The organism is Mesorhizobium monacense, from assembly GCF_056781675.1.
In genome coordinates this window covers 883,917-906,490 of sequence record NZ_CM165567.1, presented here as the reverse complement: position 1 = coordinate 906,490, position 22,574 = coordinate 883,917, and the positions used below count along the sequence as shown (strand labels likewise).

General features: G+C 63.0%; 21 protein-coding genes, 1 tRNA gene and 2 pseudogenes. 9 read left to right on the top strand and 15 right to left on the bottom strand.

The features are described 5' to 3' along the window. Window positions 1-377: 377 nt before the first annotated feature. From AC1RUK_RS04350 to AC1RUK_RS04325, 6 genes and pseudogenes are all read right to left on the bottom strand, one after another. On the bottom strand, window positions 378-887 hold the full coding sequence (locus tag AC1RUK_RS04350) for a hypothetical protein (RefSeq protein WP_481836643.1): 510 nt from the start codon (window positions 885-887) through the stop codon (window positions 378-380). Between the two features lie 245 nt (window positions 888-1,132). Next, on the bottom strand, window positions 1,133-2,521 hold the full coding sequence (locus AC1RUK_RS04345) for a DUF3631 domain-containing protein (RefSeq protein ID WP_481839584.1): 1,389 nt from the start codon (window positions 2,519-2,521) through the stop codon (window positions 1,133-1,135). A 78-nt stretch (window positions 2,522-2,599) separates the two neighbouring features. Further along, window positions 2,600-3,015: pseudogene (locus AC1RUK_RS04340) on the bottom strand (bifunctional DNA primase/polymerase); the annotation flags it as partial. After that, a complete protein-coding gene (locus AC1RUK_RS04335) occupies window positions 3,012-3,284 on the bottom strand; it encodes a hypothetical protein (RefSeq protein WP_481836644.1) in 273 nt (90 codons plus the stop codon). The gene AC1RUK_RS04335 and the pseudogene AC1RUK_RS04340, both read right to left, overlap by 4 nt. A gap of 444 nt (window positions 3,285-3,728) precedes the next feature. Then, window positions 3,729-4,076 (bottom strand): hypothetical protein, encoded by a 348-nt coding sequence (locus AC1RUK_RS04330; protein WP_481836645.1) that lies wholly within the window; start codon window positions 4,074-4,076, stop codon window positions 3,729-3,731. 232 nt (window positions 4,077-4,308) lie between these two features. Then, a protein-coding gene (locus tag AC1RUK_RS04325; protein ID WP_436173611.1) for an IS630 family transposase occupies window positions 4,309-5,257 on the bottom strand; the annotation gives its coding sequence in 2 pieces (ribosomal slippage) (window positions 4,309-4,920 and window positions 4,922-5,257; 948 coding nt in all). Between the two features lie 104 nt (window positions 5,258-5,361). Between AC1RUK_RS04325 and AC1RUK_RS04320 the strand changes: the two genes are divergently transcribed. Continuing rightward, the gene (locus AC1RUK_RS04320) at window positions 5,362-5,646 is read left to right on the top strand and encodes a hypothetical protein (protein WP_481836646.1); all 285 of its coding nucleotides are present in this window, start codon (window positions 5,362-5,364) and stop codon (window positions 5,644-5,646) included. Between the two features lie 474 nt (window positions 5,647-6,120). On the opposite strand, the gene AC1RUK_RS04315 is transcribed toward AC1RUK_RS04320, so the two are convergent. Then, window positions 6,121-6,196: transfer RNA gene (locus tag AC1RUK_RS04315), tRNA-Ile, on the bottom strand. Window positions 6,197-6,329: 133 nt separating this feature from the next. On the opposite strand from AC1RUK_RS04315, the gene AC1RUK_RS04310 reads away from it, so the two are divergent. Then, a complete protein-coding gene (locus tag AC1RUK_RS04310) occupies window positions 6,330-7,055 on the top strand; it encodes an SIMPL domain-containing protein (protein WP_481836647.1) in 726 nt (241 codons plus the stop codon). Window positions 7,056-7,296: 241 nt separating this feature from the next. Here the strand turns inward: AC1RUK_RS04310 and AC1RUK_RS04305 are convergent, their stop codons facing one another. Beyond that, window positions 7,297-7,647: a hypothetical protein gene (locus AC1RUK_RS04305; RefSeq protein ID WP_436172940.1), complete on the bottom strand. Its 351-nt coding sequence runs from the start codon at window positions 7,645-7,647 to the stop codon at window positions 7,297-7,299. 221 nt (window positions 7,648-7,868) lie between these two features. Next, on the bottom strand, window positions 7,869-8,315 hold the full coding sequence (locus AC1RUK_RS04300) for a YcgN family cysteine cluster protein (RefSeq protein ID WP_436173944.1): 447 nt from the start codon (window positions 8,313-8,315) through the stop codon (window positions 7,869-7,871). A 62-nt stretch (window positions 8,316-8,377) separates the two neighbouring features. Between AC1RUK_RS04300 and AC1RUK_RS04295 the strand changes: the two genes are divergently transcribed. Both AC1RUK_RS04295 and AC1RUK_RS04290 read left to right on the top strand, forming a co-directional pair. After that, the gene (locus tag AC1RUK_RS04295; protein WP_481836648.1) at window positions 8,378-10,708 is read left to right on the top strand and encodes an OmpA family protein; all 2,331 of its coding nucleotides are present in this window, start codon (window positions 8,378-8,380) and stop codon (window positions 10,706-10,708) included. A gap of 346 nt (window positions 10,709-11,054) precedes the next feature. Beyond that, the gene (locus tag AC1RUK_RS04290; protein ID WP_481839585.1) at window positions 11,055-11,513 is read left to right on the top strand and encodes a TIGR00645 family protein; all 459 of its coding nucleotides are present in this window, start codon (window positions 11,055-11,057) and stop codon (window positions 11,511-11,513) included. 16 nt (window positions 11,514-11,529) lie between these two features. Here the strand turns inward: AC1RUK_RS04290 and AC1RUK_RS04285 are convergent, their stop codons facing one another. The 3 genes from AC1RUK_RS04285 to AC1RUK_RS04275 form a co-directional block, all read right to left on the bottom strand. Continuing rightward, complete coding sequence (locus tag AC1RUK_RS04285) at window positions 11,530-12,396, bottom strand: SDR family oxidoreductase (RefSeq protein ID WP_436172942.1); 867 nt, start codon at window positions 12,394-12,396, stop codon at window positions 11,530-11,532. Window positions 12,397-12,664: 268 nt separating this feature from the next. Further along, window positions 12,665-13,318 carry a response regulator transcription factor gene (locus AC1RUK_RS04280; RefSeq protein WP_481836649.1) on the bottom strand — a complete coding sequence of 218 codons (654 nt, stop codon included), beginning with the start codon at window positions 13,316-13,318 and terminating at the stop codon, window positions 12,665-12,667. A gap of 8 nt (window positions 13,319-13,326) precedes the next feature. Further along, complete coding sequence (locus AC1RUK_RS04275; RefSeq protein WP_481836650.1) at window positions 13,327-14,199, bottom strand: S1C family serine protease; 873 nt, start codon at window positions 14,197-14,199, stop codon at window positions 13,327-13,329. 170 nt (window positions 14,200-14,369) lie between these two features. Here AC1RUK_RS04275 and AC1RUK_RS04270 point away from each other — a divergent pair, with 170 nt between their 5' ends. Then, window positions 14,370-15,320 (top strand): S1C family serine protease, encoded by a 951-nt coding sequence (locus AC1RUK_RS04270; RefSeq protein WP_481836651.1) that lies wholly within the window; start codon window positions 14,370-14,372, stop codon window positions 15,318-15,320. Between the two features lie 17 nt (window positions 15,321-15,337). Here AC1RUK_RS04270 and AC1RUK_RS04265 read toward each other — a convergent pair whose 3' ends face one another. After that, complete coding sequence (locus tag AC1RUK_RS04265) at window positions 15,338-15,760, bottom strand: VOC family protein (protein ID WP_481836652.1); 423 nt, start codon at window positions 15,758-15,760, stop codon at window positions 15,338-15,340. A 66-nt stretch (window positions 15,761-15,826) separates the two neighbouring features. Between AC1RUK_RS04265 and AC1RUK_RS04260 the strand changes: the two genes are divergently transcribed. Beyond that, complete coding sequence (locus tag AC1RUK_RS04260) at window positions 15,827-16,453, top strand: TetR/AcrR family transcriptional regulator (RefSeq protein ID WP_481836653.1); 627 nt, start codon at window positions 15,827-15,829, stop codon at window positions 16,451-16,453. Here AC1RUK_RS04260 and AC1RUK_RS04255 read toward each other — a convergent pair. Continuing rightward, the gene (locus AC1RUK_RS04255) at window positions 16,395-17,342 is read right to left on the bottom strand and encodes a LysR family transcriptional regulator (protein WP_436172948.1); all 948 of its coding nucleotides are present in this window, start codon (window positions 17,340-17,342) and stop codon (window positions 16,395-16,397) included. The two genes, AC1RUK_RS04260 and AC1RUK_RS04255, sit on opposite strands and share 59 nt — an antisense overlap. A gap of 108 nt (window positions 17,343-17,450) precedes the next feature. On the opposite strand from AC1RUK_RS04255, the gene AC1RUK_RS04250 reads away from it, so the two are divergent. From AC1RUK_RS04250 to AC1RUK_RS04240, 3 genes and pseudogenes are all read left to right on the top strand, one after another. Beyond that, entirely contained in the window at window positions 17,451-18,086 is a 636-nt protein-coding gene (locus tag AC1RUK_RS04250; RefSeq protein ID WP_481836654.1) for an FMN-dependent NADH-azoreductase, read from the top strand. A gap of 246 nt (window positions 18,087-18,332) precedes the next feature. Further along, window positions 18,333-19,664: a 3' terminal RNA ribose 2'-O-methyltransferase Hen1 gene (locus AC1RUK_RS04245; protein ID WP_481840326.1), complete on the top strand. Its 1,332-nt coding sequence runs from the start codon at window positions 18,333-18,335 to the stop codon at window positions 19,662-19,664. Further along, window positions 19,661-22,235 (top strand): annotated as a pseudogene (locus AC1RUK_RS04240) (polynucleotide kinase-phosphatase). Before AC1RUK_RS04245 ends, AC1RUK_RS04240 begins: the two are co-directional and overlap by 4 nt. Window positions 22,236-22,242: 7 nt before the next feature. On the opposite strand, the gene AC1RUK_RS04235 reads toward AC1RUK_RS04240, so the two are convergent. Further along, complete coding sequence (locus AC1RUK_RS04235) at window positions 22,243-22,539, bottom strand: HlyU family transcriptional regulator (RefSeq protein ID WP_481836655.1); 297 nt, start codon at window positions 22,537-22,539, stop codon at window positions 22,243-22,245. Between the last annotated feature and the right edge of the window lie 35 nt (window positions 22,540-22,574).

Genomic DNA, 22,574 nt, shown 5'->3' with positions numbered 1-22,574 from the left:
ATCACGTCGCCGGCGCATACTCCATAGTGAAATGGTTCAGCTGGGTTCGTCTGTTCAAAGTGATCCTGGAGCCAATTAGTGCGTTCCAGTCGGGACCGAAATTCGATCCTCGGTTCCAGATGCGATATCTCGTCGAGGTGGTGTTGGTCAGTCCTGTAGCTGATGCCGATGAGTCAATGCTCGCATGCGTCTGTCGATTGCTGTCTGCTTGAATGGTGCGTCGACCATCTCGGCCATCAGGCAGATATCTCGCCCGTCTTCGATGCCACGCACGCTGGGTGTCTGCGAGGTCCGAAGATGGTACGGCGGATCGTCAACGCTGGCCGATCCTCCCGCGTGGCCGCGGTGACGTGCGGCCACGCGTTTCAAATATCCCATTAGAAGGGGATTTCGTCGTTTAGGGCAGAGGCTGTGCTGCTGTTCTGCTCCGGTGACCGGCCGCTGGCCGGCTGGGATGCCGCCGCATAGGCACTGCTGGCGCCGTTACCTTGCGTTGGCTGTGGGTGGTGCGTTGGCGACAACGGCGCGGGGGTCGCCTCACGCACGGCCTGCTCCCCGCCGAGGTCGCCGCGCATGTGCATAATGTCGCCCATGCCATTGGGCGTCTGGCCCCAGCTGGTCGTCATTATCACCTTGTTGCCCGGCCAGTTGCTCGTGTCGTCACCGAGATCGTTGGCCAGGGCGTATGCGTTAGTCTTGCTGACCGGAGCTTCCATATCCTTGCCGACGAAGGACAAAACATATTTGGGCTTTTCACCTTTTTTGAACTCGTGCGAACGTACGCTTTTGATGGTTGCCGTCAGCTGCTTCAGGCTGTTCTCCTTCAGCAACTTCGCCAGCCATGTGGCTGACATGAAATTGCCGGCATAGTCTTCGCTTACACGCATTGTAGTGCTTCCTATGTCGTACGGCTCCAGGTTCGGCAGGTGCCGCAATCGCCGTTAGTAAGGCCTATCCTTCCTTGCCAGGTGTCAGCGCGTCAGTCTTTAAGTGATTTCAATGACTTAACCTCCATTTTCTCTGCCAGAACGACGCCCGTTTCTGACGCGTATTGGAATGGTTAACTTATTGAAATTGCTTCATTTCTGACGCACTGACACACAAAACGGAGGTGTACGCCAGACGTAGCGTGTCATTGCTCCTTTCTCGGGAAGTGCGGCCAAACTTTCTTGAAGTCCTTCCAATGGTAGCCGCGTGTTTTTCCCGTGCTATCTCGACCTGGGTTGATGAGAACGAAGCGGCGCAAGAGACGACGTAGCCGCTGTCCGGTGATAGGTTTGTCGCCACGCATCATCGTGGCCCACGGCGCGTCATCCATCGCAATGAGCGCCCCGATCAGGGTCGACGTTGCGATGAACTCTCCAGGATTGCTCATGGCGCCGTGGATCGTCGCGATGTCCTGCAGCAGCAGGACACCGAGGTCATCTTCGTCGGCGTCGGCAGTTTCAGACAGCGCTACTGCGGCCTTCTGCGCCGCCGCCAGGAACTGAGGCGACACGGCTTCGGCGATCTGTAACAACGGCTTCCAGTTGTCGCGCTGGCGATCGTTCAGAATCTCGGGCAATGCCGGCCGCAGGGTCTTCAGCCGCTCGCCATTGTCGGCGGCCCAGCGCGCTGCCTGCGACGCCAGTTGCTCGAGATGTCCCGTGTTGCCAAATTCCAGTCGCTCGACCGTCTCGGATGGTAGTTTGCGCTGCAGCTGGATCGTGATTGAGCGATCCGCTACCGTGTCCGGAAGCCGGCCAATCCCGGCCAACACTGTTGCGGCATAGACGTTGAAGGCCGTCACGGTATGATCGTCACCGGCTGTACGGTGATAGCGGCCACGCGCTGTGTAGCCCTCGTTGAGCAGCCCGCGCATTTCTCGACCAGCCGGTGCGTCTCTGGCGGTGATGAAGCTGTCAATCTCGTCGATGAGCACTGTCGGCTGTTCGAGGTCCACGATCCGGAACATCGCCGCCATGGTGATGTTGCTGGTGGCCAGCGGCTTCGGCACAAGATCTTCGATCACGGAAAGCAATGTGCTCTTGCCGGTCCGCTTGGTCGGCCCGGAGATGGACAGCCGCGGCGACAACCGGACGAAACCGATGCAATGCGCGTGCACGACCCAGAGCGCGACAGCGCGTGCTTGGTCATCCGTTAAGACAACGTGGCGCTTAATCGCTTGCTTAATATCGGCGAGCAGCTGGTCGCCGGCTACTTGATGCGGCCATGGCTCGATCGACCGCAGCACGATCTTATGAGCCGCTGCCGTCGGCTTCTTGCCTTTCCGCCATTCTCGTTCGCCACTGCTGAAGGCGCTGTTCAGCGTGGCTTCGATCTCACGCGGATCGAGACCGCAGTCCAACGCCGCCTCGCGTAGCGCTTTCCTGGCCACCGATGGGTCGACTTTTCCCTGCTTCGCGATCTGGAAGGCCTCGCTATTAAGTACACCGTTGCGCTCGCCTTCAGTCGTTTTGCGAATCCGTTCGCAAGCCTCGACCAGAGCGTCGAGGTCCGGATCACTCTTCAACTTGACCAAGAGTTCCGGCGGAATCTCAACTCGGTCGCGATAGTCCTGGCCGTTCGTCCATTGATAGCAGCCGCCATCACCATTGCGGCTTGGCGGCAACACCCAGTAGCCGCCGGCGCCGCGGGTATCGATGCCGGGCCGATCTTTGACTGGGTGTTGCGCAGTCCAAAGTTGCCGAAATGGTAGTAGCGGTGAATGCCGCCGGATGGCGTGCGCACTTCCGGGGCATGGTCTTCGATCCTCAACCTTCTCCAAGCGGCCAGACCGTTACGGTCAGGCTTGTTGTCGAGGTCAACGATAAAGAAATCGGATTGCTCGCCACATGGGGTGCCGATCATCGCCTCGGGATGCGCCTGCCACCATGCGTTGATCTGATCGGGATCGCAGGTAGCATCCTTGAAACCGGCGGTCCCTTTGTACGGCCGCTTGTCCGGCTGGGTTGGGAACACGGGAATCCCTGCGGCGGCATACTTGAGCGCTGCAGCCAAAACCTGATTGTTCATGGCCGCCACTGCAGCTTATCGGCAATCCGCCGCAGCACCGCATCCTGGCGCTCGGTGGCCGGGCCATTCCAACAAGTCATATTGTTGAGGAAATCGATCTCCCACGTCGACAGCCGACCCACGCCAGCCTTGAGCAACGCCTCGCCGATTTGCCAAGCATCGAGATTATCCCAATCTGCTTCAGGCTTGGGTTCCGGTTCCGCTGGCGTAACCGGGGCGTCGAGCTTGGCAGCGAGTTGGTGCCAATCAGAGCCCTCCTTTCTGAGCATTCTGTCGATTGCACGGACAGCGGCCACAACCTCCCCGTCCCGGTCGCTGCTCAAAAGCAGTACTAGCTGGCGGAGTGATGCCACCTCACCCTCCGACGCCTGGGTTGGAGAGGTTCTCCGACGACCTGGGCTCGTGTGGCCGTGCCGCGCCTAGCTCCCTTGCCTTGAGACGCGCGCCCGTCCGGTCATTGGACGTTCGGTGATCCTTTGCGTATATCCGACCGATCGTTGCAGGCCCGGCAAATCCTGTTCGCCAGCACATCCAGGCAAACGCCTGGGTGGCGCTCGCCCGTTGACCGGTCCAACGGTCCCGATGCATGCGTGGCAGCCGATCAGCAAACACAAAGAGTCGACAAAACCCTGATCCCTCACGAAGGATATCCTCGCGGTCCACGGATTCGAGAAATGTTAGAGGCAGGAGTGCATAGACATCCGGAACCAAGGTCAGCGCGTGGCGGATGAAGCGCGCATCCAGCTTTCGACCGTAAGGTGGGTTCTCACGATCGCGGTGATGCGTGGATCGGGCAGCTTGGTTGTCGTGAAGAAGTCGGCCTGCCCGTCCTGACCGGCGGTGCCGTAGTCGACAATGTCTGAGGCGTAGACTGGAACGCCAGCCCGGCGCAGGACGCCAGTGATGGCATTCCTGCCGCAACACGGTTCGAAGACGAACTTCCCTTGCAGGTTGGATTCGGCCGACAGCAACGCGATCGTCGCCGCGTCCGGGGTTTCGTAGAGATCGAGACCCCGATCGGCCATTGGGGCAGGTCGCGGGCGGTTCGCGAGTATGATCATGGGTTCCTCCGGTCGAAGTACCGGCAGGAGGGGGTTGAGCCGGGTACCTGTTTGGCACGGCCTTTTGGCATCAGTTCCTGATATTTCCGGCAGATGTGCTTGCGCGGGCTTGTTGACGGAGGCTGCCAGTAGATGCAGCGGGCGCAGGTGGTGGCCACCAGTCCAGTGCCAGCGAAATGGGCCATGCCGGGGACAGTTCGCGCCAAGTCCCCGCGAGCGACGCTAGACTCCTTCATGTTTTGACGGAAGCGTATCCAGCGTTGTTGAAGTAGTTTGCGCATTCGTCTGGCTTGATTGTTCCGACGAGGGTGCCGAGATGGCGCCAGGTGTCTTCGATAGTTCGCTTCTGGGCGTGGCGCATCCAATGTTTGATCTTGGCGAAGGTCTGCTCGATCGGGTTGAGATCGGGTGAATAGGGCGGCAGGAACCAGAGCCTTGCGCCGGCGGCCTTGATGGCGTGACGGATGGCTGCAGATTTATGGCTGCCCAGATTGTCCATGATCACGATGTCGCCTGGCCGCAGGGTCGGGAGCAGTTGCTGACGGACATAAGCGCGGAAGCATTCACCGTTGATCGGGCCGTCGAAGACGCATGGCGCGGTGAGTTCGTCGCAGCGCAATGCGCCCAGGAAGGTCAGGGTTCGCCAATGGCCATGTGGGGCAAAGCCGCGCAGGCGCTGTCCCCTTGGCCCCCAGCCGCGAAGTGGGGCCATGTTGGTCTTGATCCACGTCTCGTCGATGAAGACCAGACGCGCCGGATCGAGGCGACCCTGCCACGACCTCCAGCGCTGGCGGCGACGAGCGATGTCGGCTCGGGCCTGCTCAAGAGCGAACAGCGTTTTTTTTGAAGCTCAGGCCCTCGCGCCTCAAGAACACCCAGACCGCGTTGTGCGAGACCATCACCCCGCGTGCGGCCAACTCATCCTTCAGCCGATGCAGCGTCAGATCAGAGGTCTGGTTGATCCGCTCCACGATGAAGGCCCGATGCGGCTCCAGAATACGCTTGCGGTGTCCACCCATCTTGCCCGGCGCAACCGAGCCGGTGGCACGGTAACGCTGCGACCACTTCACCACCGAGGACACTGCGACGCCAAAACGCGACGCCACCACACGGCAGCTCTCGCCGGTGCCGACGGCTTCAACAACACGCTCACGAAGATCGTTCGAAAGGGCTCGTGTCATCAGACGCTGGCCTCCGTCCAGCCAGCATCTTGAATCACAAACCAGCTGCTTTGGGAATCCTACGATTCTCTCAAGAAATGAAACGCTCTAGAAGCGTCGGTGAGTTGGCCCTGCAGAAAAAAATCGGCCATGGCGTATTCTCCTTGGCGACAGAGACCGTCGGGCCGAAACTTGCGCGGAACGAAGGAAAGAAATATCTTCCGGGCTATCTTACCTTCCCGGAACCACTCTTCACCGAGATCGTCGCGTATGCCTTGGCAGACGGTCTCGGCTATCCGGCGTTTATTGCCGGACGGATGCCGGTGGAAGCAGCGTTCTCAACAACCCTTGCAAGTTTGCGCCTGTCCCACCGATTGGTATTTGGTCCCACCTTTACTGGGCGCGGATAGCGCCCGGATACGATGCCTCTCCAGAATGTCGAACGATGAATGGGCGTCTTCCTGCCGCCAATTATTGCGCAGGCTTCCGCTTCATTTACCAAGTAGTCGGCCGGGTCGTCAGCTTTCAGATTGTCGACCGGTTCTGCAATGAGATTGTTCGCCATGGTGGGCTTCCTTGCGTCAGAATGCGACGTGCAGGATGGCATCAGACGAAAGCCAAGTCGTAGGAACCAAGATGAGCTGATCTTTCTTACCGACGCCGGACATGGCGGACTGAGATGGTTAGTTGAGAATCGCGGCTGCCGATCCGGCAACGTTTGATTTCAAGCGCTTGGTGGTGCGAACCGACGGCCACCGCATCTTGTTGTTCGCGGCTTCAGCAAGCTTCTTTGCTTGCTTCAAGCAAACGCGCTCGCCGTACCTATTCCGTACCTTTTGTAGCAAAACTGCGTTACATTTTGCGGGGTAACTGATTGATTAATATGGTGGGCCCGGAGGGACTCGAACCCCCAACCAAGCGGTTATGAGCCGCCGGCTCTAACCATTGAGCTACAGGCCCCACGCGGCTGGATTAGTGTTTTTCCCCGGCCGGCACAAGGCTTTCCGGGCGGGCTGGCCGCGATCGCCCAAATCAGCCCATATTCGCGCCCTAGTTGCCAGATGCGACTGGATCGCAGACCGAGGAGATTTTGATGACCAGACATCTTTTGCCGCTGACACTCATGCCCTTGGCGCTCGCCGCCGCGCTTGCTTTTCCGGCGATGGCCGGCGCCGCCGATTCGCAGCCTGCGCCCCGCATCATCGTATCGGGCGAAGGCCAGGCGACCGCGGCGCCCGATCTGGCGCTGCTGACGCTCAGCGTCATGCGCGAGGCCAAGACGGCGCGCGCCGCACTCGATGCCAACAACGATGCCATGGCCGCGGTGATCGCGGCGATGAAATCGGCCGGCATCAAGGATCGCGACCTGCAGACGGCCGGCATCCAGATCAACCCGCGCTACAACTACACCAACAAGCCGGACGGCAGCCAGGAGGCCGAGCTCGTCGCCTACCAGGTGACCAACACGCTGTCGGTGCGTATCCGCGACATCGACAAGACCGGCGATATCCTCGACAAGGCGGTGTCGCTCGGCGTCAACCAGGGCGGCGGCATCGCCTTCTCCAACGAGGATCCGTCCGCCGCCGTGACCGAGGCCCGCAAGAAGGCGGTCGCCAACGCCATGACCAAGGCCAAGACCCTGGCTGAAGCCGCGGGCGTCAGCATCGGGCGGGTGCTTGAGATCACCGACCAGAACATCGCCCCGCCACCGATGCCGATCAACGCCAAGGCCTTCGATGCCGCGGGCGCGGCGGTTCCGGTGCAGGCCGGCGAAAATTTCTATGCGGTGCAGGTCACCGTCACCTTCGAGCTGAAGTGACCGCCACCCGACCCCGCCTGATCCGTGGAGGCCAGGTCGCGGGCTGATCAGTTCGGATCGGCGCAAGACATGAAAAACCCCGGGGGACTGATCCTCCGGGGTTTTTTGAGCCGCGCCCGTCCGTTCTCACGGAAAGGGGCTCTGCTACTCAAGGCTGATCTTCGCAGATCTTTCGTAGAAGATCGTGCTTCAAGGCTGATCTTCGCAGAGGATCATGCCCAAGCCGATCTTCGGCCGGAACCTAGCGATAGATCACCGGGCAACCGCGCTCGTTGGCGAACACGACCACCACGCGGTCGCCATACTGGCGGCCCGCAACTTTCACGGTGCGGCGGCTGATATCGGCGATGCGGACACGGTGCAGGCCCATGCGCTCGGCCTTGTCGAGGGCGCGGTCCGGCGAACAGCCACGGCGGCGCCAGTCGCGTTGACGGCGATAGCCATCTTCATCCCCGCTGTAGACACCGATGCGAGGTTCATTGTTGTTGCCGAAGCCGAGATAGATGCTATCGGCATGGGCAGTGACCGGGATGGCGGCCAGCGTGCCGAGACCGACCAGAGCCGAAAGGGCTGCCGTCTTGATGTTGAACATGTCTTTCTCTCCTTGTTGCGGGCTCTCGCCCGTCCTCGTGAACCGATGGGGGAACAATGCGCTTGCCAGTCTGAACTCTTTGCGAACCGTCCATTCATCTTCGGTTCATGTGGCAAATCATCGGTTGGCGATCGAAACTCAAACGCCCGATCGCCTTGCCGGTTCCGGGCGAAGCCGGGTCGGCGCGTGGTATTTGCTACCGCTTTGCGGCGAAAATCGTGTCAGGGCTCGTCGTCGAGCATATAGTCGAAATAATCGTCCGGTTCGGCCAGGTCGGTCTCCGTGGCCTTGACCCGGCCGCGGATCGAGATGCCGGCTTCGTGCACGGTCTCGGCACTTCCCGAAACCAGCCTGTGCCACCAGTAGAGATCATGCCCCTCCGCCACCAGCCGGTAGGCGCAGGTCCTGGGCAGCCAGGTGATCGTGCGCACATTCTGCGGCGTCAGCCCGACACAATCGGGAACGCGCGCCAGCCGGTTGGCATAGTCGGCGCAGCGGCAGCTTTCGGCGTCGAACAGCCTGCAGCCGACGCTTGTCCAGTAGATTTCGCCGGTGTCCTCGTCCTCGAGCTTCGACAGGCAGCATTTGCCGCAGCCGTCGCAGAGCGATTCCCACTCGGCCGGCGTCATCGCCTCGAGCGTCTTGGTTTTCCAGAATGGCGCGTCCATTGTGCCGATGTGGCCCTCACCGACGCCAAGGTCAAGCGCCGCGATGGACGCAAAAGCGGCTTGTGCCGCGCGATGCCGCAAATGCGGCCGGCACCATACGAAAAACACGAAGTTGCCTTCAAAAGGCCGGTCAATCGTCCTTCGTTGCCAGTAATGCCCGCAAGCCGGAACCAATCCGGATGATGAAAGTTTGGGCAGGGATGGGACCCCACAAGGAGAAATTTGAGATGAAACGCCAACCACGGATTCTGGCAGGCACAGCAATTGGCCTGCTGATGGCATCCGCGCCGTTGGGCGCGTACCCGCTGCAGGGCGGCGCCGCTTTCGGCCCCTTGCAGCACACCGCCGCGCCGCTGATCCTGGCGCAAGCAGCCTGTGCCGAGGGCGAATCGGCAGAGGCCTGCGCGCAGAAACAGCAGGGGGAGCCGGAGCAGCCCAAGAGAAAGAAGCGCGACCAGCAGCAGCAAACAGAATCCGCGCCAGCGGAGCAGGCTGCGCCGGCGCACGGCGAACAGGAACAGCAGCCGCGCAGGAAGAAGCGCGATCAACAGCAGCAAACCGAACAGGCTCCGGTCGAACAGGCCGCGCCTGCCGCTGAGGAGCAGTTGCCGCGCAGGAAGAAACGAGACCAGCAACAGCAGATCGAGGCCGCACCTGCCGAGCAGGCGGCTCCGGCAAACGAAGAGCAGCCGATCAAGCCGCGCAGGAAGAAGCGCGACCGGCAGCAGCAGATCGAGGCCGCACCCGCCGAACAGCCCGCCGAGCAAGTGGCCCCGGCAAACGAAGAGCAGCCGATCAAGCCGCGCAGGAAGAAGCGCGACCAGCAGCAGCAGATCGAGGCCGCACCCGCCGAACAGCCCGCCGAGCAAGTGGCCCCGGCAAACGACAACAACCCGCAGCCCCTGCGCAAGAAGCGCAAGCAGGATCAGCAGATCGAAGCCGCACCCGCCGAGCAGGCGCCGGCCAAGAAGCAAGCGCCCGCTGGCGAGCCGGTTCCGCAGGCCGAACCGCCTCAGCCCGAGCAGCAGGCGGCGCCCGCCGAGGGCGAACAGCCTCAGGACAAGAAGAAGCGCGGCAAGAAGCCTGCCATCGAACAGCCGGTGACGGGAGAGCAGCCGGCCACCGGAGAACAGCCGTCGACGGCCGAACAACCCGCCAATGGCCAGCAGCCGGTGACCGGCGAACAGCCGGCCCAGGGTGAAAATGCGGCCCAGGGTGAAGTCCCGGCCGACAAGAACGCAGCCCCCATCCTCGACAGCCAGAAGGACGTCCTGCGCAAGCGCAAGGGCAAAAACGGCCAGCAGGGAGGCGAGAATGCGAGTGGCGAGCAGGCCAACCAGCCCGCCCAGCAGACTGACGAGCAGGCGCAGGCTCCAAAGCCCGCCCCGGTCGACCAGGGACCGCCGCCCACCGACGACAAGTCGGCCCAGCAGGCAATCCAGCCTGAAAAGATCGCCCCGGTGACGGAGGAAAAGGGCACGCGCGTCGAGCGTGCACCCGATGAGAACGTCCGCGACCGCCGGCGTCCGAAAGGCGTCGACGTCGTCAGGGAACTCGGCGACCGCGTCATCCTGCAGTTCAACAACCAGACGATCGTGGAAAGCAACGACGCTCCACGCATGCACCGCGGCGCCAGGAACGTGTACTATGAGGATCTGTCGGGCGATCGCACCCGGGAAATCGTCGAGCGTGACAATGGCGTCCAGATCGTCACCATCCGCAACCGTTACGGCGACGTCATCCAGCGTTCGCGCATCACGCCGGATGGCCGCGAATATGTGCTGAGCTATGTCGACGAGCGGCACTATGAGGATGATGGCTACTGGCGCGATCCCGGCGACGACCTGCCGCCGATGCGACTCACGATCTCGCGCGAGGAGTACATCCTGGACTCCGAGAATGTCGAAGATCCGGACGACTACTACACCTTCCTCGAACAGCCGCCGGTGGAGCGGGTGCAGCGCCTCTACTCGATCGACGAGGTCAAGCGTTCGGCCCGCGTGCGCGACATTGCCCGCCGCGTCGATCTCGACACGTTGAACTTCGAATTCGGTTCGGCCTCCATCTCCGATACCGAAGTGCAGAAGCTCGACGGCGTCGCCAGCGCCATGGAGAAGCTGTTGCAGAAGAACCCGGCGGAAACCTTCCTGATCGAAGGCCATACCGACGCCGTCGGCAAGCCGGAGGCCAACCTTGCTCTGTCCGACCGGCGCGCCGAAGCCGTCGCCGAGGCGCTCACCAATGCCTTCGGCATCCCGCCGGAGAATCTGACGACGCAGGGGTATGGCGAGGAGTACCTCAAGGTCGACACATCGGGCCCCAACAGGGAGAACCGCCGCGTCGCCATCCGCCGCATCACCTCGCTGGTGGCGCCGGTGGCCAGCACGAATTAGTGCATGATTCCAGAAGCCTGAGCGAGTTTCCGGAATCGCGAAGGCAAGAGCAGGCCCATCCCGTTTTGATGGCATGGGCCTGCTCGCGAAGAAGCACACTCAAAAAGAATTGTAGCCGGCGATTCGGTGGAGATCATTGAATAGCCGCATTGACAACCCCAGATTTCGGAAGGGCGTTCCCTGCCCTGTCCCGACTCCAGCGGGACACATGAGCCCCGCCGGTCCCCTCCGGCGGGGTTTTTGTTTCCCTCGCCAACCGCCCTTGCAAACCGCGGCTGCCTGCCCGAAATACGACAGTGCCAAAAAGACCGGAACCAAATATGAAACGTCTCGAACTCGCCATCGAATCGTGTTCTACATCGGGCTGGGCCTGGCACTTGCCATCTATGCCCTGTCCTTCGGCAAGAAACTCTACGAGTTCGTCACCGTGGCGTTCACGCTTGGCGATACCGACACCATCCTCAAGATGCTCGGCCTGATCGATGCGGCACTTGTCGCCTCGCTCGTGGTGATGGTGATCATCTCGGGCTACGAAAATTTCGTCAGCCGTTTCGATGAGAATGACGGCGAGGTGCACTGGCTGGGCACGATCGATGTCGGCTCGCTGAAGGTCAAGGTCGCCTCGACCATCGTCGCCATCTTGTCCATCCACCTGCTGCAGGTCTTCCTGAACTCGGTCTCCTACACGACCGATCAGTTGATGTGGCTGACCATCATCCACCTCGCCTTCGTGCTGTCGGCCTTCATGCTGGCCTACATCGACCGGCTGATGGGTCTGGGAAAGGCCAAGAAGGCCGCGGAATAAGGGCGCGCAGCGCCCTTCAGTAGATGCTTTTGATGTTGGTATCGGTCCGGGCGAACACCTCGTCGGGAACAAAAAAGTCGCCGGCGAGCGGTCCGGTCGCCCCTGGCGAATAGACGGAGAAATCGCTGACGCCCTCGGCGCGCAGCACCTCCTCGTCGATGTAGAAATTGCCGGTCGCCTCGCGCGACGGCCGCATGAAGATCGCATGCGCGGCATCTGCCATGATGTCGGGCGAACGGCTCATGGCCACAACCGTCGCGCCACCGAGCAGATTGCGCACCGCCGCCGTGTCGATGGTCGAGATCGGCCACAGCGAGTTGACGGCGATGCCGTCCCTGGCGAACTCCGCGCTCATGCCCAGCGTGCACATCGACATGCCGAACTTGGCCATCGTGTAGGCGACGTGGTTCTTGAACCATTTGGCCTTCATGTCGAGTGGCGGCGCCAGATTCAGGATGTGAGGATTCTTAGCCAACTTCAGGTGCGGAATGCACATTTTGGACACCAGAAAGGTGCCGCGCGTGTTGATCTGGTGCATCAGATCGTAACGCTTCATGTCGGTCTCCAGCGTGCCGGTGAGCTGGATGGCGCTGGCATTGTTGACGCAGATGTCGATGCCGCCGAACTTTTCGACCGTCTTGGCGACAGCTTCGGCAACCTGCGCTTCCTCGCGAATGTCGCACAAAACGGGCAGCCCCTTGCCGCCCGCCTGCTCGATCTCCTCGGCAGCCGTATAGATCGTGCCCGGCAGCTTGGGGTGCGGTTCGGCGGTCTTGGCGGCGATCGTCACATTGGCGCCGTCACGCGCCGCGCGCAGCGCGATTGCAAGCCCAATGCCGCGCGATCCGCCGGAGATGAACAGCGTCTTTCCCTTGAGCGACATTTTTCCGCCTCCCTTGCAGCACGACAGGTGCGAACCTTTGCGCGGCAGGCAACCGCAGCGCAAGAGCCGAAAGCATGCAAAGCTGGTTACCCTGCGTAGGGTCGGGAAACTGGTGAAGCCGGACCAGGGTCTGTTGAGATTCAGGTCAGGCCGAGTCGAAAACAGCGGGTTCCGAGAACCGGAGCGGAGCGTACTTTTGGGTACGTGAGCACCGGAAGCGCAGGAAGCTGGTGTTTGCAGACCGGCATCACCTGAATATCGATAGACCCTAAACGAGCACCAGGCCCTGCCGCATGGCGATGGCGATGGCGTCGGTACGGTTGGCAGCACCCAGCTTGATCAGGATCGCGGCGACGTGGAATTTCGCCGTGTGCACGGAAATGTTCAGCCGCCTGGCGATCACCTTGTTGGGCGCGCCTTCAGCGAGCAGCGCCAACACTTCCGCCTCGCGTGGCGACAGCGCCGGCCGGCCGACTTTGTCGTCCGCCGGTTCCTCGTCGAACAGATCCCCGTCATGGAAAGCGAAATCGTCATGCCGGTCGGACAAGGAGCCGCCGCCTCCGGAAATCCGGTAGCCCGCCGCCGCAAGACGCACGGCAGCGGCAATCAGCAGGGCGTCGGCCGCCGCCGGCAGCACGGCAAGCAGGTTGTCGGCCACCCGCTCCTGGGTAGCCCGACGGGACAGCAGCACCCGAGGTATCGCGAGGTCGATGCCGCCTTCCAGGCCGCCCTCATCGACGACAGCCACATCCGCCGCCAAGCTGGAATTGCTGCCGGCCATGACCGGCAGCAGGTCGCCGGTCGCGGCAAGGGCCGCGGACAGTCGTTCGGCGCGCACAGCGTCGCCGAGCGCGATCAGCACCGTCAACCGGTGGCCCGCCAGGTCGCCTCTCGCGATGGTGTGGCTTGCGCTGTCTGCCATCCGTCCTCTCAGCTCAGCGGCTTCTCGCCAATGGTCACCGCGACATCGCGCTGTTCACCGCCGCGCACCACGCCAAGCGTCACCGAGGCGCCGGCGCTGTCCGGCCCGAGCTTGCGGATCAGATCGCGCGGACCATGTACGGCCTCGCCATTCCAGGAGACGATGATGTCACCAACATAGAGGCCGGCGGCCTTGGCCGGACCGCTGTCGTCGAGGCTCATCACCATCGCGCCATGCGTGTCGCTGTTGTGTACCGGGTGCAGGCCGGCGCCGAGATAGCCGCGCGCGACATGGCCCTTTTCACGCAGCGTCGACACCGCCCGCTCGATCGTCTCATAGGGCATGACCAATGCCCGCCGGCGCGGCCCGAACAGAAGCATGCCGATCAGCCCGCCCTTGGCATCGAGCACCGGGCCGCCCTCGAAGCGTCCGCCGGCATTGACGGCGAGATTGATGCGCCGGTCGATCGCGCCGCCGCGCATCGAGCGCCAGGCCGGGCCGACCTCGCCGACAGTTCCGAACACGGCAAGTGCCGCACCTTCGCTGTTGCCGACGGTGACGGCCAGATTGCCCGGCCGCACGGCATCGGCCTTGGCCAGCGGCGCGGTGTTGACCGCTTCGGCCGGTTTCAGCAGCGCGACGCCGGTCGAAGGATCGCGGCCGACCAGTTCGGCCTTCACCGTCACGCCCGAAGCCAGCGTCAGTTCGATCTCCTCGCCCGCCTCCACGGCCTCCTCGGCGGTGACGAAATAGCCGTCACGCCAGTGGAAGGCACTCACTGTGCGATGGTGATGCGTGGCAAGGCTCGCCATGGCCGGCGCCGCAATTGCCGCGACATCGGCGATGGCGTCGGAAAACGCGCTCAGATTGAAGTCGCTCATGATTGGTCTCCTGGGTTTCTCATGTCCCAGATATCGCTGCCTTGCGCGAGGGTTGGTACTCGCCTGACGGCTAGTTGGCGGTTCGACTGGCCATCTGGTCAGGTCGCGGCCGAACAGGCCGCTCCGCACATATAGTCATCCTTGTGCCTGATGACACGGAGCTCCGGAAAATGGCCCTGCCTGCCCAGAAACTGCAACCCGACGACACGCTTCTCGATGCCTATTCGGCGACCGTCGCCGACGCCGTCGACCGCATCGGCCCGGCCGTCTGCCGCATCGAGCGCATCGGCGGTCAGGGCGGCCATGGCTCCGGCTTCGTCATCGCGCAGGACGGGCTGGTCGTCACCAATTTCCACGTCGTCGGCGATGCGAAGACGGTGCGCGTGTCGATGCCGGACGGCGCCTCGCGCGAAGGCCGCGTGCTCGGCCGCGACCCCGACACCGACATCGCGCTGGTGCGCGCCGACGGAAGCTTTGCCGATGTGGCGCCGCTGGGCGATTCCAAGCGTCTGCGGCGCGGCCAGATCGCGATCGCCATCGGCAATCCGCTCGGCTTCGAATGGACCGTCACGTCCGGCGTCGTCTCGGCGCTCGGCCGCTCGATGCGCGCCTCCACCGGCCGGCTGATCGACGACGTCATCCAGACCGACGCAGCGTTGAACCCTGGCAACTCAGGCGGACCGCTGGTGTCTTCGGCAGGCGAGGTGATCGGCGTCAACACCGCCATGATCCACGGCGCACAGGGCATCGCCTTCGCGGTTGCCTCCAACACCGCCAATTTCGTCATCTCCGAAATCATCCGCTTCGGCCGCGTGCGCCGCGCCTTCATCGGCGTCTCGGCCGACACCACCAACCTGCCGCGCCGCGCTGCCCTTCTGTCGCAAGTGTCGAGCAACACGGCGGTGCGCCTTCGCAGCGTCGAGAAGAACGGCCCGGCGGCCAAGGCCGGCCTGAAGGAAGGCGACATCATCGCCGCCATCGACGGCCGTCCGGTCACCGGCGTCGACGATCTCGTGCGCATACTCGACGCCGAGCGCATCGGCCGCGAGACGCTGTGCACCGTGGTGCGGCGGACTGGCATCAGCCAAGTGACGGTGACACCGGTGGCAAGGGCAAGTTGAGGCCTTCGTTTCTCCGCCTAGGCAGTCGGCCCTTCAACAAATTGCGCCTGAAACTCCGGGCTGAGCGGGATCGGCTTGATCACGTCGATCAGCACCCCGTTGGGGTCCTTGGTGATGAAATGGCGCTGGCCGAAGGGTTCGTCGCGCAGGCTGCACAGGATCGGCAGGCCGGCGGCAACAATCCGCTCATAGACCGCGCCCGGATCCCTGACCTCGAAATTGATCAGCAGGCCCGACGTCCGCCCCCGCCCCTCCTCGGGGATCGTCTCGTGGTCGCCCTGGACGATGCCGAGATTGACGCGGAGATCCTCGGCCGACTGCAGATGCACATACCAGTCGCTTTCGAACAGCGGCTTGAAGCTTAAGTGCTTGATATAGAAGGCTTTCGTGCCGGCAACGTCGCCCGTCATCAGCACCGGATAATAGCTCGTCGTCTTCATCTTTCTTTCTCCCGTCAGATAACATACAGTCTGCATGTAAATTGAAATAACATACAGGCTGCATGTATGCAACGAGAAACCGCGCGCCGCTCCAATCGTGATCGAACCGAAGCGACGCGTGCCGACCTGATCGCAGCGGCGCGAAAACTGTTTATCGAAAAACCCTACGCCGAGACCGGCACGCCCGAGATCGTCGCCGCCGCCGGCGTCACCCGCGGCGCGCTCTACCACCATTTCGCCGACAAGCAGGCGCTGTTCGCCGCCGTCGTCGAGCAGGAGGCGGAGGCCGTCGCGGCAGAGGTAGATCGCGCTTCGCCGCCCTCGCTGTTTGCCCGCGACGCGCTGATCGCCGGGTCGGACGCCTATCTCGCCGCCATGCGCACGCCTGGCCGCACGCGGCTGTTGCTGCTCGACGGGCCGGCCGTGCTCGGCCGCGCCGGGATGGACGAGATCGACAACCGGCACGGCAACCGCTCGCTGCGCGAAGGCCTCGTCGCGGCGATGCGAGAGCAATCGATGACGAGACTACCGGTGGATGCGCTTACCGCACTGCTTGCATCCGCCTTCGACCGTGCAGCCCTTGCCATCGAAGCCGGAGGCTCGATCGAAGACCATCGTGGCGTCCTCGTCGCGCTTATCGATGGGCTGTCTCCAGCTCTTCCTCCGGCACCTCGCCCGGCTCGAACTCGTTGAAGCAGCCGAGCCCTCGCTTGAACCGGTCGATCAGCCAGGCCGCCGCCGGCTTCGGGCTGCTGTCGTTGCGATGCATGGCAAACAGCGGCGAGCGTGCCTCGCTGAACGGTTCAAGGTCGAGTTCCACCAGCCGGCCGCTTGCCAAATCATCGGCGATCAGCCAGCGCGGCAGCCCGCCCCAGCCCAGCCCCTCGCGCATCAGAATATGCTTGGTGCGCACATCCGTGAGGCGCCAGGTTCGGTAGGCAAAGACACCGAAGTCGCGTCCCTTGGTGCGTTCGGACTGGTCGGTGACGACAAGCTGGGTGTGTTCGCGCACATCCTCGATCGCCAGCGGTTTTGGCAGCTGGGCCAGCGGGTGGCTGGGCGCAGCGGCCAGCACGATCGACATGAAGCCGATGCGCACGAGATGGACGTCGGCCTCGCCCAGCATGCCGCCGACACCAAGATCGGCCTGCCCGCTGAGGACATGATCGGGAATGATGCCCAGCGTGCCGATATGCAGGCGCAACATCACGGTCGGAAACTGTGCCTCGAACGCCTTCAGCACCCGCACCAGCACCGGCGAGGGCAGCGTCGCGTCGACCGACAGCGCGATTTCGGCCTCCAGCCCCTGATGATGGCCATCGACACGCGAGCGGATCCGCTGCAGCACGCCGACCATGCGCCGCGCGTCCTCCAGCATCGCCCGGCCGATCTCGGTCAGTTGCGGCTCGCGCGTACCCTCGCGCTCGAACAGTTTCAGTCCAAGCTGCGCCTCGAGATTGGCGATGCCATAACTGATGACGGACTGCGCCCGGTTGAGCTTGCGGCCAGCGGCCGAGAAACTACCGGTTTCAGCGACCGTCACAAAAATCTGAAGTTGGTCGAGTGTCGGATTGGGTTGCATCGCAGTATCCACTTTATGGATGGATCATATAGAAAATATGCCAGTTTTTCGAATGGATCGATAGTCCCATATCTGGCGGGACAATTCACTTCCACTGGAGACACCGCCATGTCCATTCTTCTTGTTACGTCAAGCCCGCGCGGCGCCGCCTCGCACTCGACCCGTATCGCCACCGAATTCGCCGAGAAGCTCGTCGCCGCCGATCCGTCCAACACGTTGGTCGTGCGCGACCTCGTCGCCAACCCGCTGCCGCACATCGACGCCGACTATTCGACCGGCATCTATACGCCGGCTGAATCCCGCACCCCGCGCCAGGCGGAAGTCGTCAGTGTTTCCGATGCCGTGCTGGACGAGCTGTTTGCCGCCGACACGGTGATCCTCGCCACCGGCTTCATCAACTTCAACATCTCCTCGACGCTGAAGTCCTGGGTCGATCACGTTGCCCGCTCCGGCAAGAGCTTTGCCTATGGCGAGAACGGCCCCAAGGGTCTCGTCACCGGCAAGAAGGTCTATATCGTGCTGGCTTCGGGCGGCATCTATTCCGAAGGTGCGGCCGTGCAGTTCGATCACGCCATTCCTTACCTGCGCAGCGTGCTCGGCTTCATCGGCATGACCGATGTCGACGTCATCCGCATCGAAGGCGTCGCCATGGGCGCCGATGCGGCGACCGAGGCTCTCGCCAAGGCGACGGCCAAGGTCGACGCCGTGGTGGCGGCGACTGCAGGCGAGCGTGTCGCCGCGTAACGCACGCGCCACCCCTGGCCGAAAACAAAAGGCAGGCGCCAGCACGGCGCCTGCCTTTTTCTTGCCCGTTGCCGCAACTGAGCCTTCGAGTCAAAGTTCTGGCTTTGGATATCTTCACGCACTTGAACAGACGAACGGCGATCCAGTCGAGACTCAGTAGATAGCCGTGCAACGCCATTGGTTATTCTGCTTGTCTGCGCTATCGGTCGCTGATGTTCCTGTCCGTCGCTACCAGATCTCGGCTTCCTGCTGCACAAGCATCCCGATCGTCTGCACGAGACCGACCTGGCCTTCGGCAAGGCGTGGCTGTTCTATCCGGAGGCAACCGAAGAGCGTTGCGAGGTTGCACTTCTCCTCGACGTCGACCCGATCGGGCTGGTGCGGGGCAAGGGCCAGGCAGAAGGCCTGCTGGACCAGTATGTAAACGACCGACCCTATGCGGCATCGTCCTTCCTGTCGGTGGCGCTCAACAAGACACTGCGGACCGCAATGACCGGCATATCGAAGGAGCGCCAAGAATTGGCCTCCAGCGAGCTACCATTGGAGGCCGTGGTGACGCCGCTGCCGATGCATGGTGGTGAGGCTCTGGTTCGCAGCCTGTTCGAGCCCCTGGGATGGACCGTCGAACTGACGCCGATCGAGAACGTCGGGCCTGGTGCAGGCGACCGGCGATACGGCCATCTGAAGCTGACCGGCACAGGCCGTCTAAGTGGTCTGCTGAACCACCTCTATGTCCTGATCCCGGTGTTGGATGACGCAAAGCACTACTGGGTCGGCGAAGACGAGATCGACAAGCTGCTGTCCAAGGGCGAGGGTTGGCTGGAAAACCATCCCGCCAACGACCTGATCGTGCGCCGCTACCTGCGCAATCGCGGCGCGTTGGCCCGCATCGCCCTTGATTGGCTGGCCCCGGAGACTGCCGGCGAGGCACTGCCTCCCGAAGCCCGGAGCGCGCCTGAGGAAGCTCTGGAGAGGCCTATTCGACTGAACGACCTGCGTTTGGACGCTGTGGTCGAGGCCATTCGGGCGACTGGCGGAACCAGCATTGCGGATTTGGGATGCGGCGAGGGCAAGCTGCTATACCGGCTCGTGCGCGAACGATGGGTCCACAGGCTGTTCGGACTCGATCCCGCAGTCCGCGAACTGGAATGGGCCGCCAAACGTCTCAAGCTGAACGAGTTCGGCGGACCGCCCGAGGGTCGGGTCGCACTGTTGCACGGGTCGCTGACATACCGGGACAGCCGCTGGGCCGCAGCCGACGTAGCCGTGTTGGTCGAGGTCATCGAGCATCTCGACGAAGATAGGCTGCCCCTGGTCGAACGCATCGTCTTCGGTGAGACGGCGCCCAAATCCGTGATCGTCACCACTCCGAATGCGGAGTACAATACCCTGTTTCCCAACCTGGCCCCCGGCGCTTTTCGCCACCCAGATCATCGCTTCGAATGGAGCCGGGCTGAGTTCGAAGCCTGGGCAGCCAAAATCGGCGAGACCTATGGCTATGCCGCGCCCTTCAGCGGCATCGGGACCGTGGACCCTATCCTCGGCGCGCCGACGCAGATGGCGGTGTTCACACGATGAGAGAGCCCGACAAGACCGATCTCGCCATCCCTGACTTCGCCCTCGTCGTGCTGATCGGCTCGACGGGATCGGGCAAATCGACCTTCGCCGCCAAGCATTTCCTGCCGACCGAGATCATCTCCTCGGATCGCTGCCGCGCTCGTCTGCGACAACGAGACCGATCAGGACGTTTCGGCCGACGCCTTCGAGCTGGTACGCGAGATCGCCAGCAAACGGCTTAAGCATCGTAAGCTGGCGGTCATCGACGCCACCAATGTGCGAGCCGCTGACCGCAAGGCCTGGATCGAGCTGGCACGCAAATGGCATGCTCTGCCGGTCGCCGTGGTCATCGATCCAGGCGTCGACATCTGCGTCGCACGCAACGCGGCTCGATCCGACCGACAGTTCGGTGCCGGCGTGGCCCAACGCATGACGACTGAAATCCGCAAGGGTCTCGGTGGCCTGCAACGCGAGGGCTTCCGCCAGGTCTGGAAACTTACCAGCGAGGCCAGCATCGACGCGGCCAAGGTCTCGCGTCAACCGCTGTGGACCGATAAGCGGGACGATGGCGGTCCGTTCGACATCATAGGCGACATCCACGGCTGCGCCGACGAACTTCAGACCCTGCTCGGCCAACTCGGCTACAGCATCGCCTGGTCCGAGGAGCGCGGCGACCGAACGGTCGTCGTCATACCGCCGGCAGGCCGCAAGATCGTCCTTGTCGGCGACATCATCGATCGCGGCCCCAACTCGCCCGACGCCCTGCGTATCGTCATGAGCATGGTTGCGGCGGGTACCGCTTACTGTGTCCAGGGCAACCACGAACGCAAACTTGGCCGCTGGTTGGAAGGCCGCAAGGTCACGGTCGCTCACGGCCTGCAGCAGACCATCGACCAGTTGGACACTCAAGATCGCGGCCTGCGAGAGGCCCTGCCGGCCTTCCTCGATAGCCTGCGTAGTCATGTCTGGCTGGACGGCGGACGCCTCGCCATCGCCCATGCCGGGCTCAAGGAAGAGATGATCGGGCGCGGCTCCGGCGCAGTCCGCGAATTCGCTCTCTATGGCGAGACGACAGGCGAGATCGACGAATTTGGCCTGCCCGTCCGTGCCGACTGGGCGACAGCCTACCGCGGCAAGACGGCCGTCATCTATGGGCATACGCCTGTGCTGTCGGCCGAATGGGTCAACAACACCCTTTGCATCGACACCGGCTGCGTGTTCGGCGGCAAGCTGACCGCCTTGCGCTGGCCCGAGCGCGAACTTGTCGAGGTGCCGGCAATCCGGACCTGGTCCGAATCCGCGCGTCCATTGGGTGGATCCGGTATCGGCAAATCGGCACAGGCCGACGCCGACGGCGTGCTCGACTACCAGGATGTCTCTGGGCGCCGCTGGATCGATACCGAACTGAGGGGCCGCATCGTGGTGGCCGAGGAGAATGCGTCGGCCGCACTGGAGGTGATGAGCCGCTTCGCGCTGTCGCCGCAATGGCTGATCTATCTGCCGCCGACGATGTCGCCATCCGAGACGAGCAGCGAGAGCGGTTGGCTGGAACGCCCCGAAGACGCTTTCGCATACTTCCGCGAACGCGGCGTCGCTGAGGTCGTGTGCGAGGAGAAGCACATGGGTTCGCGGGCAGTCGTCGCGCTGTGCCGAAACGCGCAGACGGCGCGCGCCCGCTTCGGTGTATCAAGAGACGAGACCGGCGCAATCTGGACCCGGACGGGACGCTCCTTCTTCAAGGAGGCCGCCATGACGGAGGGCCTGCTTGCCCGTCTCCGCGCCAGCGTCGAAGCAGCCGATTTGTGGAACGAATTGAACAGCGATTGGCTGCTGCTGGACACCGAGATCATGCCTTGGTCGGCCAAGGCCGGCAGCTTGATTGAAAGCCAGTACGCGCCGGTGGCAACGTCCTCGGCGGCCGGCTTCCAGGCCAGCCGCGAGGCGTTGGCCCGGGCGATGGCGCGCGGCGTCGACGCAGCCGGCCTGAATGCCCGCTTCGATGACAGGGCTTCGCGCGCGACCAAATATGCCAGCGCCTGGGCGCCCTACGTATGGCCAGTCTCCGATATCGACGACCTGAAGGTCGCGCCGTTTCACCTGCTCGCCAGTGAAGGACAAGTCCGGTTCGACCAGGACCATGATTGGCACATGACGCTTGCAGGCCGCCTAGCTGCCGACGATGGCGTGGTCACGCGCACACAATGGCGTACGGTCGATCTGGGGGACGCTAGTGCCTGTGCGGAAGCAATCGCCTGGTGGGAGGCGCTGACCGGCTCGGGTGGCGAAGGCATGGTGGTCAAACCGCGAGACTTCGTCAGCCGCGGCAAAAAGGGGCTCATCCAGCCGGCTTTGAAAGTGCGCGGCCGGGAATATCTGCGCATCATTTATGGCCCCGAATACGATGCGCCGGACAACCTCGTTCGTCTGCGGGAGCGTGGCTTGGGCGGCAAGCGCAGCCTGGCGCTGAGGGAGTTCGCGCTTGGTCACGAGGCGCTGAAGCGGTTTGTCGCAAAGGAACCGCTGCGGCGGGTACACGAATGTGTCTTCGGCGTGCTGGCACTGGAAAGCGAGCCGATCGACCCAAGGCTGTAGCGACGGTCTACCCGAACATCCTCTCGCCCTGTTCGTCGACCAGCTGGATGCCCTTCTTGATCGAGATGTCGATGGCGTCGTCGAGCCCGGCGAAGCGGTCGGCGCGGATGAATTTGTGCTCCTTCAACACGCCGTCAACTTCCTTCGAAACCACGCCGCAGGTCTGGTACTGGCCTTCGGCCTTGTAGGGCGTGGCGCTGATCAGGAAGCCCTTGTGCTCGACCTGCTTTGCCGGCGCGGCGCTTTTTGGCTCGCCCGCATCCGCACCGCCGCCACCGCCGAAAAGACGTTTCAGAAAAGACATGATTCAAATCTCCACTTTCGCCCCGGCGCCATGGC

Excerpts from the sequence above, each read along its gene's own strand:
- AC1RUK_RS04350 (WP_481836643.1), bottom strand. The coding sequence starts at position 887 with ATGCGTGTAAGCGAAGACTATGCCGGCAATTTCATGTCAGCCACATGG.
- AC1RUK_RS04335 (WP_481836644.1), bottom strand. The coding sequence starts at position 3,284 with ATGCTCAGAAAGGAGGGCTCTGATTGGCACCAACTCGCTGCCAAGCTC.
- AC1RUK_RS04330 (WP_481836645.1), bottom strand. The coding sequence starts at position 4,076 with ATGATCATACTCGCGAACCGCCCGCGACCTGCCCCAATGGCCGATCGG.
- AC1RUK_RS04310 (WP_481836647.1), top strand. The coding sequence starts at position 6,330 with ATGACCAGACATCTTTTGCCGCTGACACTCATGCCCTTGGCGCTCGCC.
- AC1RUK_RS04305 (WP_436172940.1), bottom strand. The coding sequence starts at position 7,647 with ATGTTCAACATCAAGACGGCAGCCCTTTCGGCTCTGGTCGGTCTCGGC.
- AC1RUK_RS04300 (WP_436173944.1), bottom strand. The coding sequence starts at position 8,315 with ATGGACGCGCCATTCTGGAAAACCAAGACGCTCGAGGCGATGACGCCG.
- AC1RUK_RS04285 (WP_436172942.1), bottom strand. The coding sequence starts at position 12,396 with ATGTCGCTCAAGGGAAAGACGCTGTTCATCTCCGGCGGATCGCGCGGC.
- AC1RUK_RS04280 (WP_481836649.1), bottom strand. The coding sequence starts at position 13,318 with ATGGCAGACAGCGCAAGCCACACCATCGCGAGAGGCGACCTGGCGGGC.
- AC1RUK_RS04275 (WP_481836650.1), bottom strand. The coding sequence starts at position 14,199 with ATGAGCGACTTCAATCTGAGCGCGTTTTCCGACGCCATCGCCGATGTC.
- AC1RUK_RS04270 (WP_481836651.1), top strand. The coding sequence starts at position 14,370 with ATGGCCCTGCCTGCCCAGAAACTGCAACCCGACGACACGCTTCTCGAT.
- AC1RUK_RS04265 (WP_481836652.1), bottom strand. The coding sequence starts at position 15,760 with ATGAAGACGACGAGCTATTATCCGGTGCTGATGACGGGCGACGTTGCC.
- AC1RUK_RS04260 (WP_481836653.1), top strand. The coding sequence starts at position 15,827 with ATGCAACGAGAAACCGCGCGCCGCTCCAATCGTGATCGAACCGAAGCG.
- AC1RUK_RS04255 (WP_436172948.1), bottom strand. The coding sequence starts at position 17,342 with ATGCAACCCAATCCGACACTCGACCAACTTCAGATTTTTGTGACGGTC.
- AC1RUK_RS04250 (WP_481836654.1), top strand. The coding sequence starts at position 17,451 with ATGTCCATTCTTCTTGTTACGTCAAGCCCGCGCGGCGCCGCCTCGCAC.
- AC1RUK_RS04235 (WP_481836655.1), bottom strand. The coding sequence starts at position 22,539 with ATGTCTTTTCTGAAACGTCTTTTCGGCGGTGGCGGCGGTGCGGATGCG.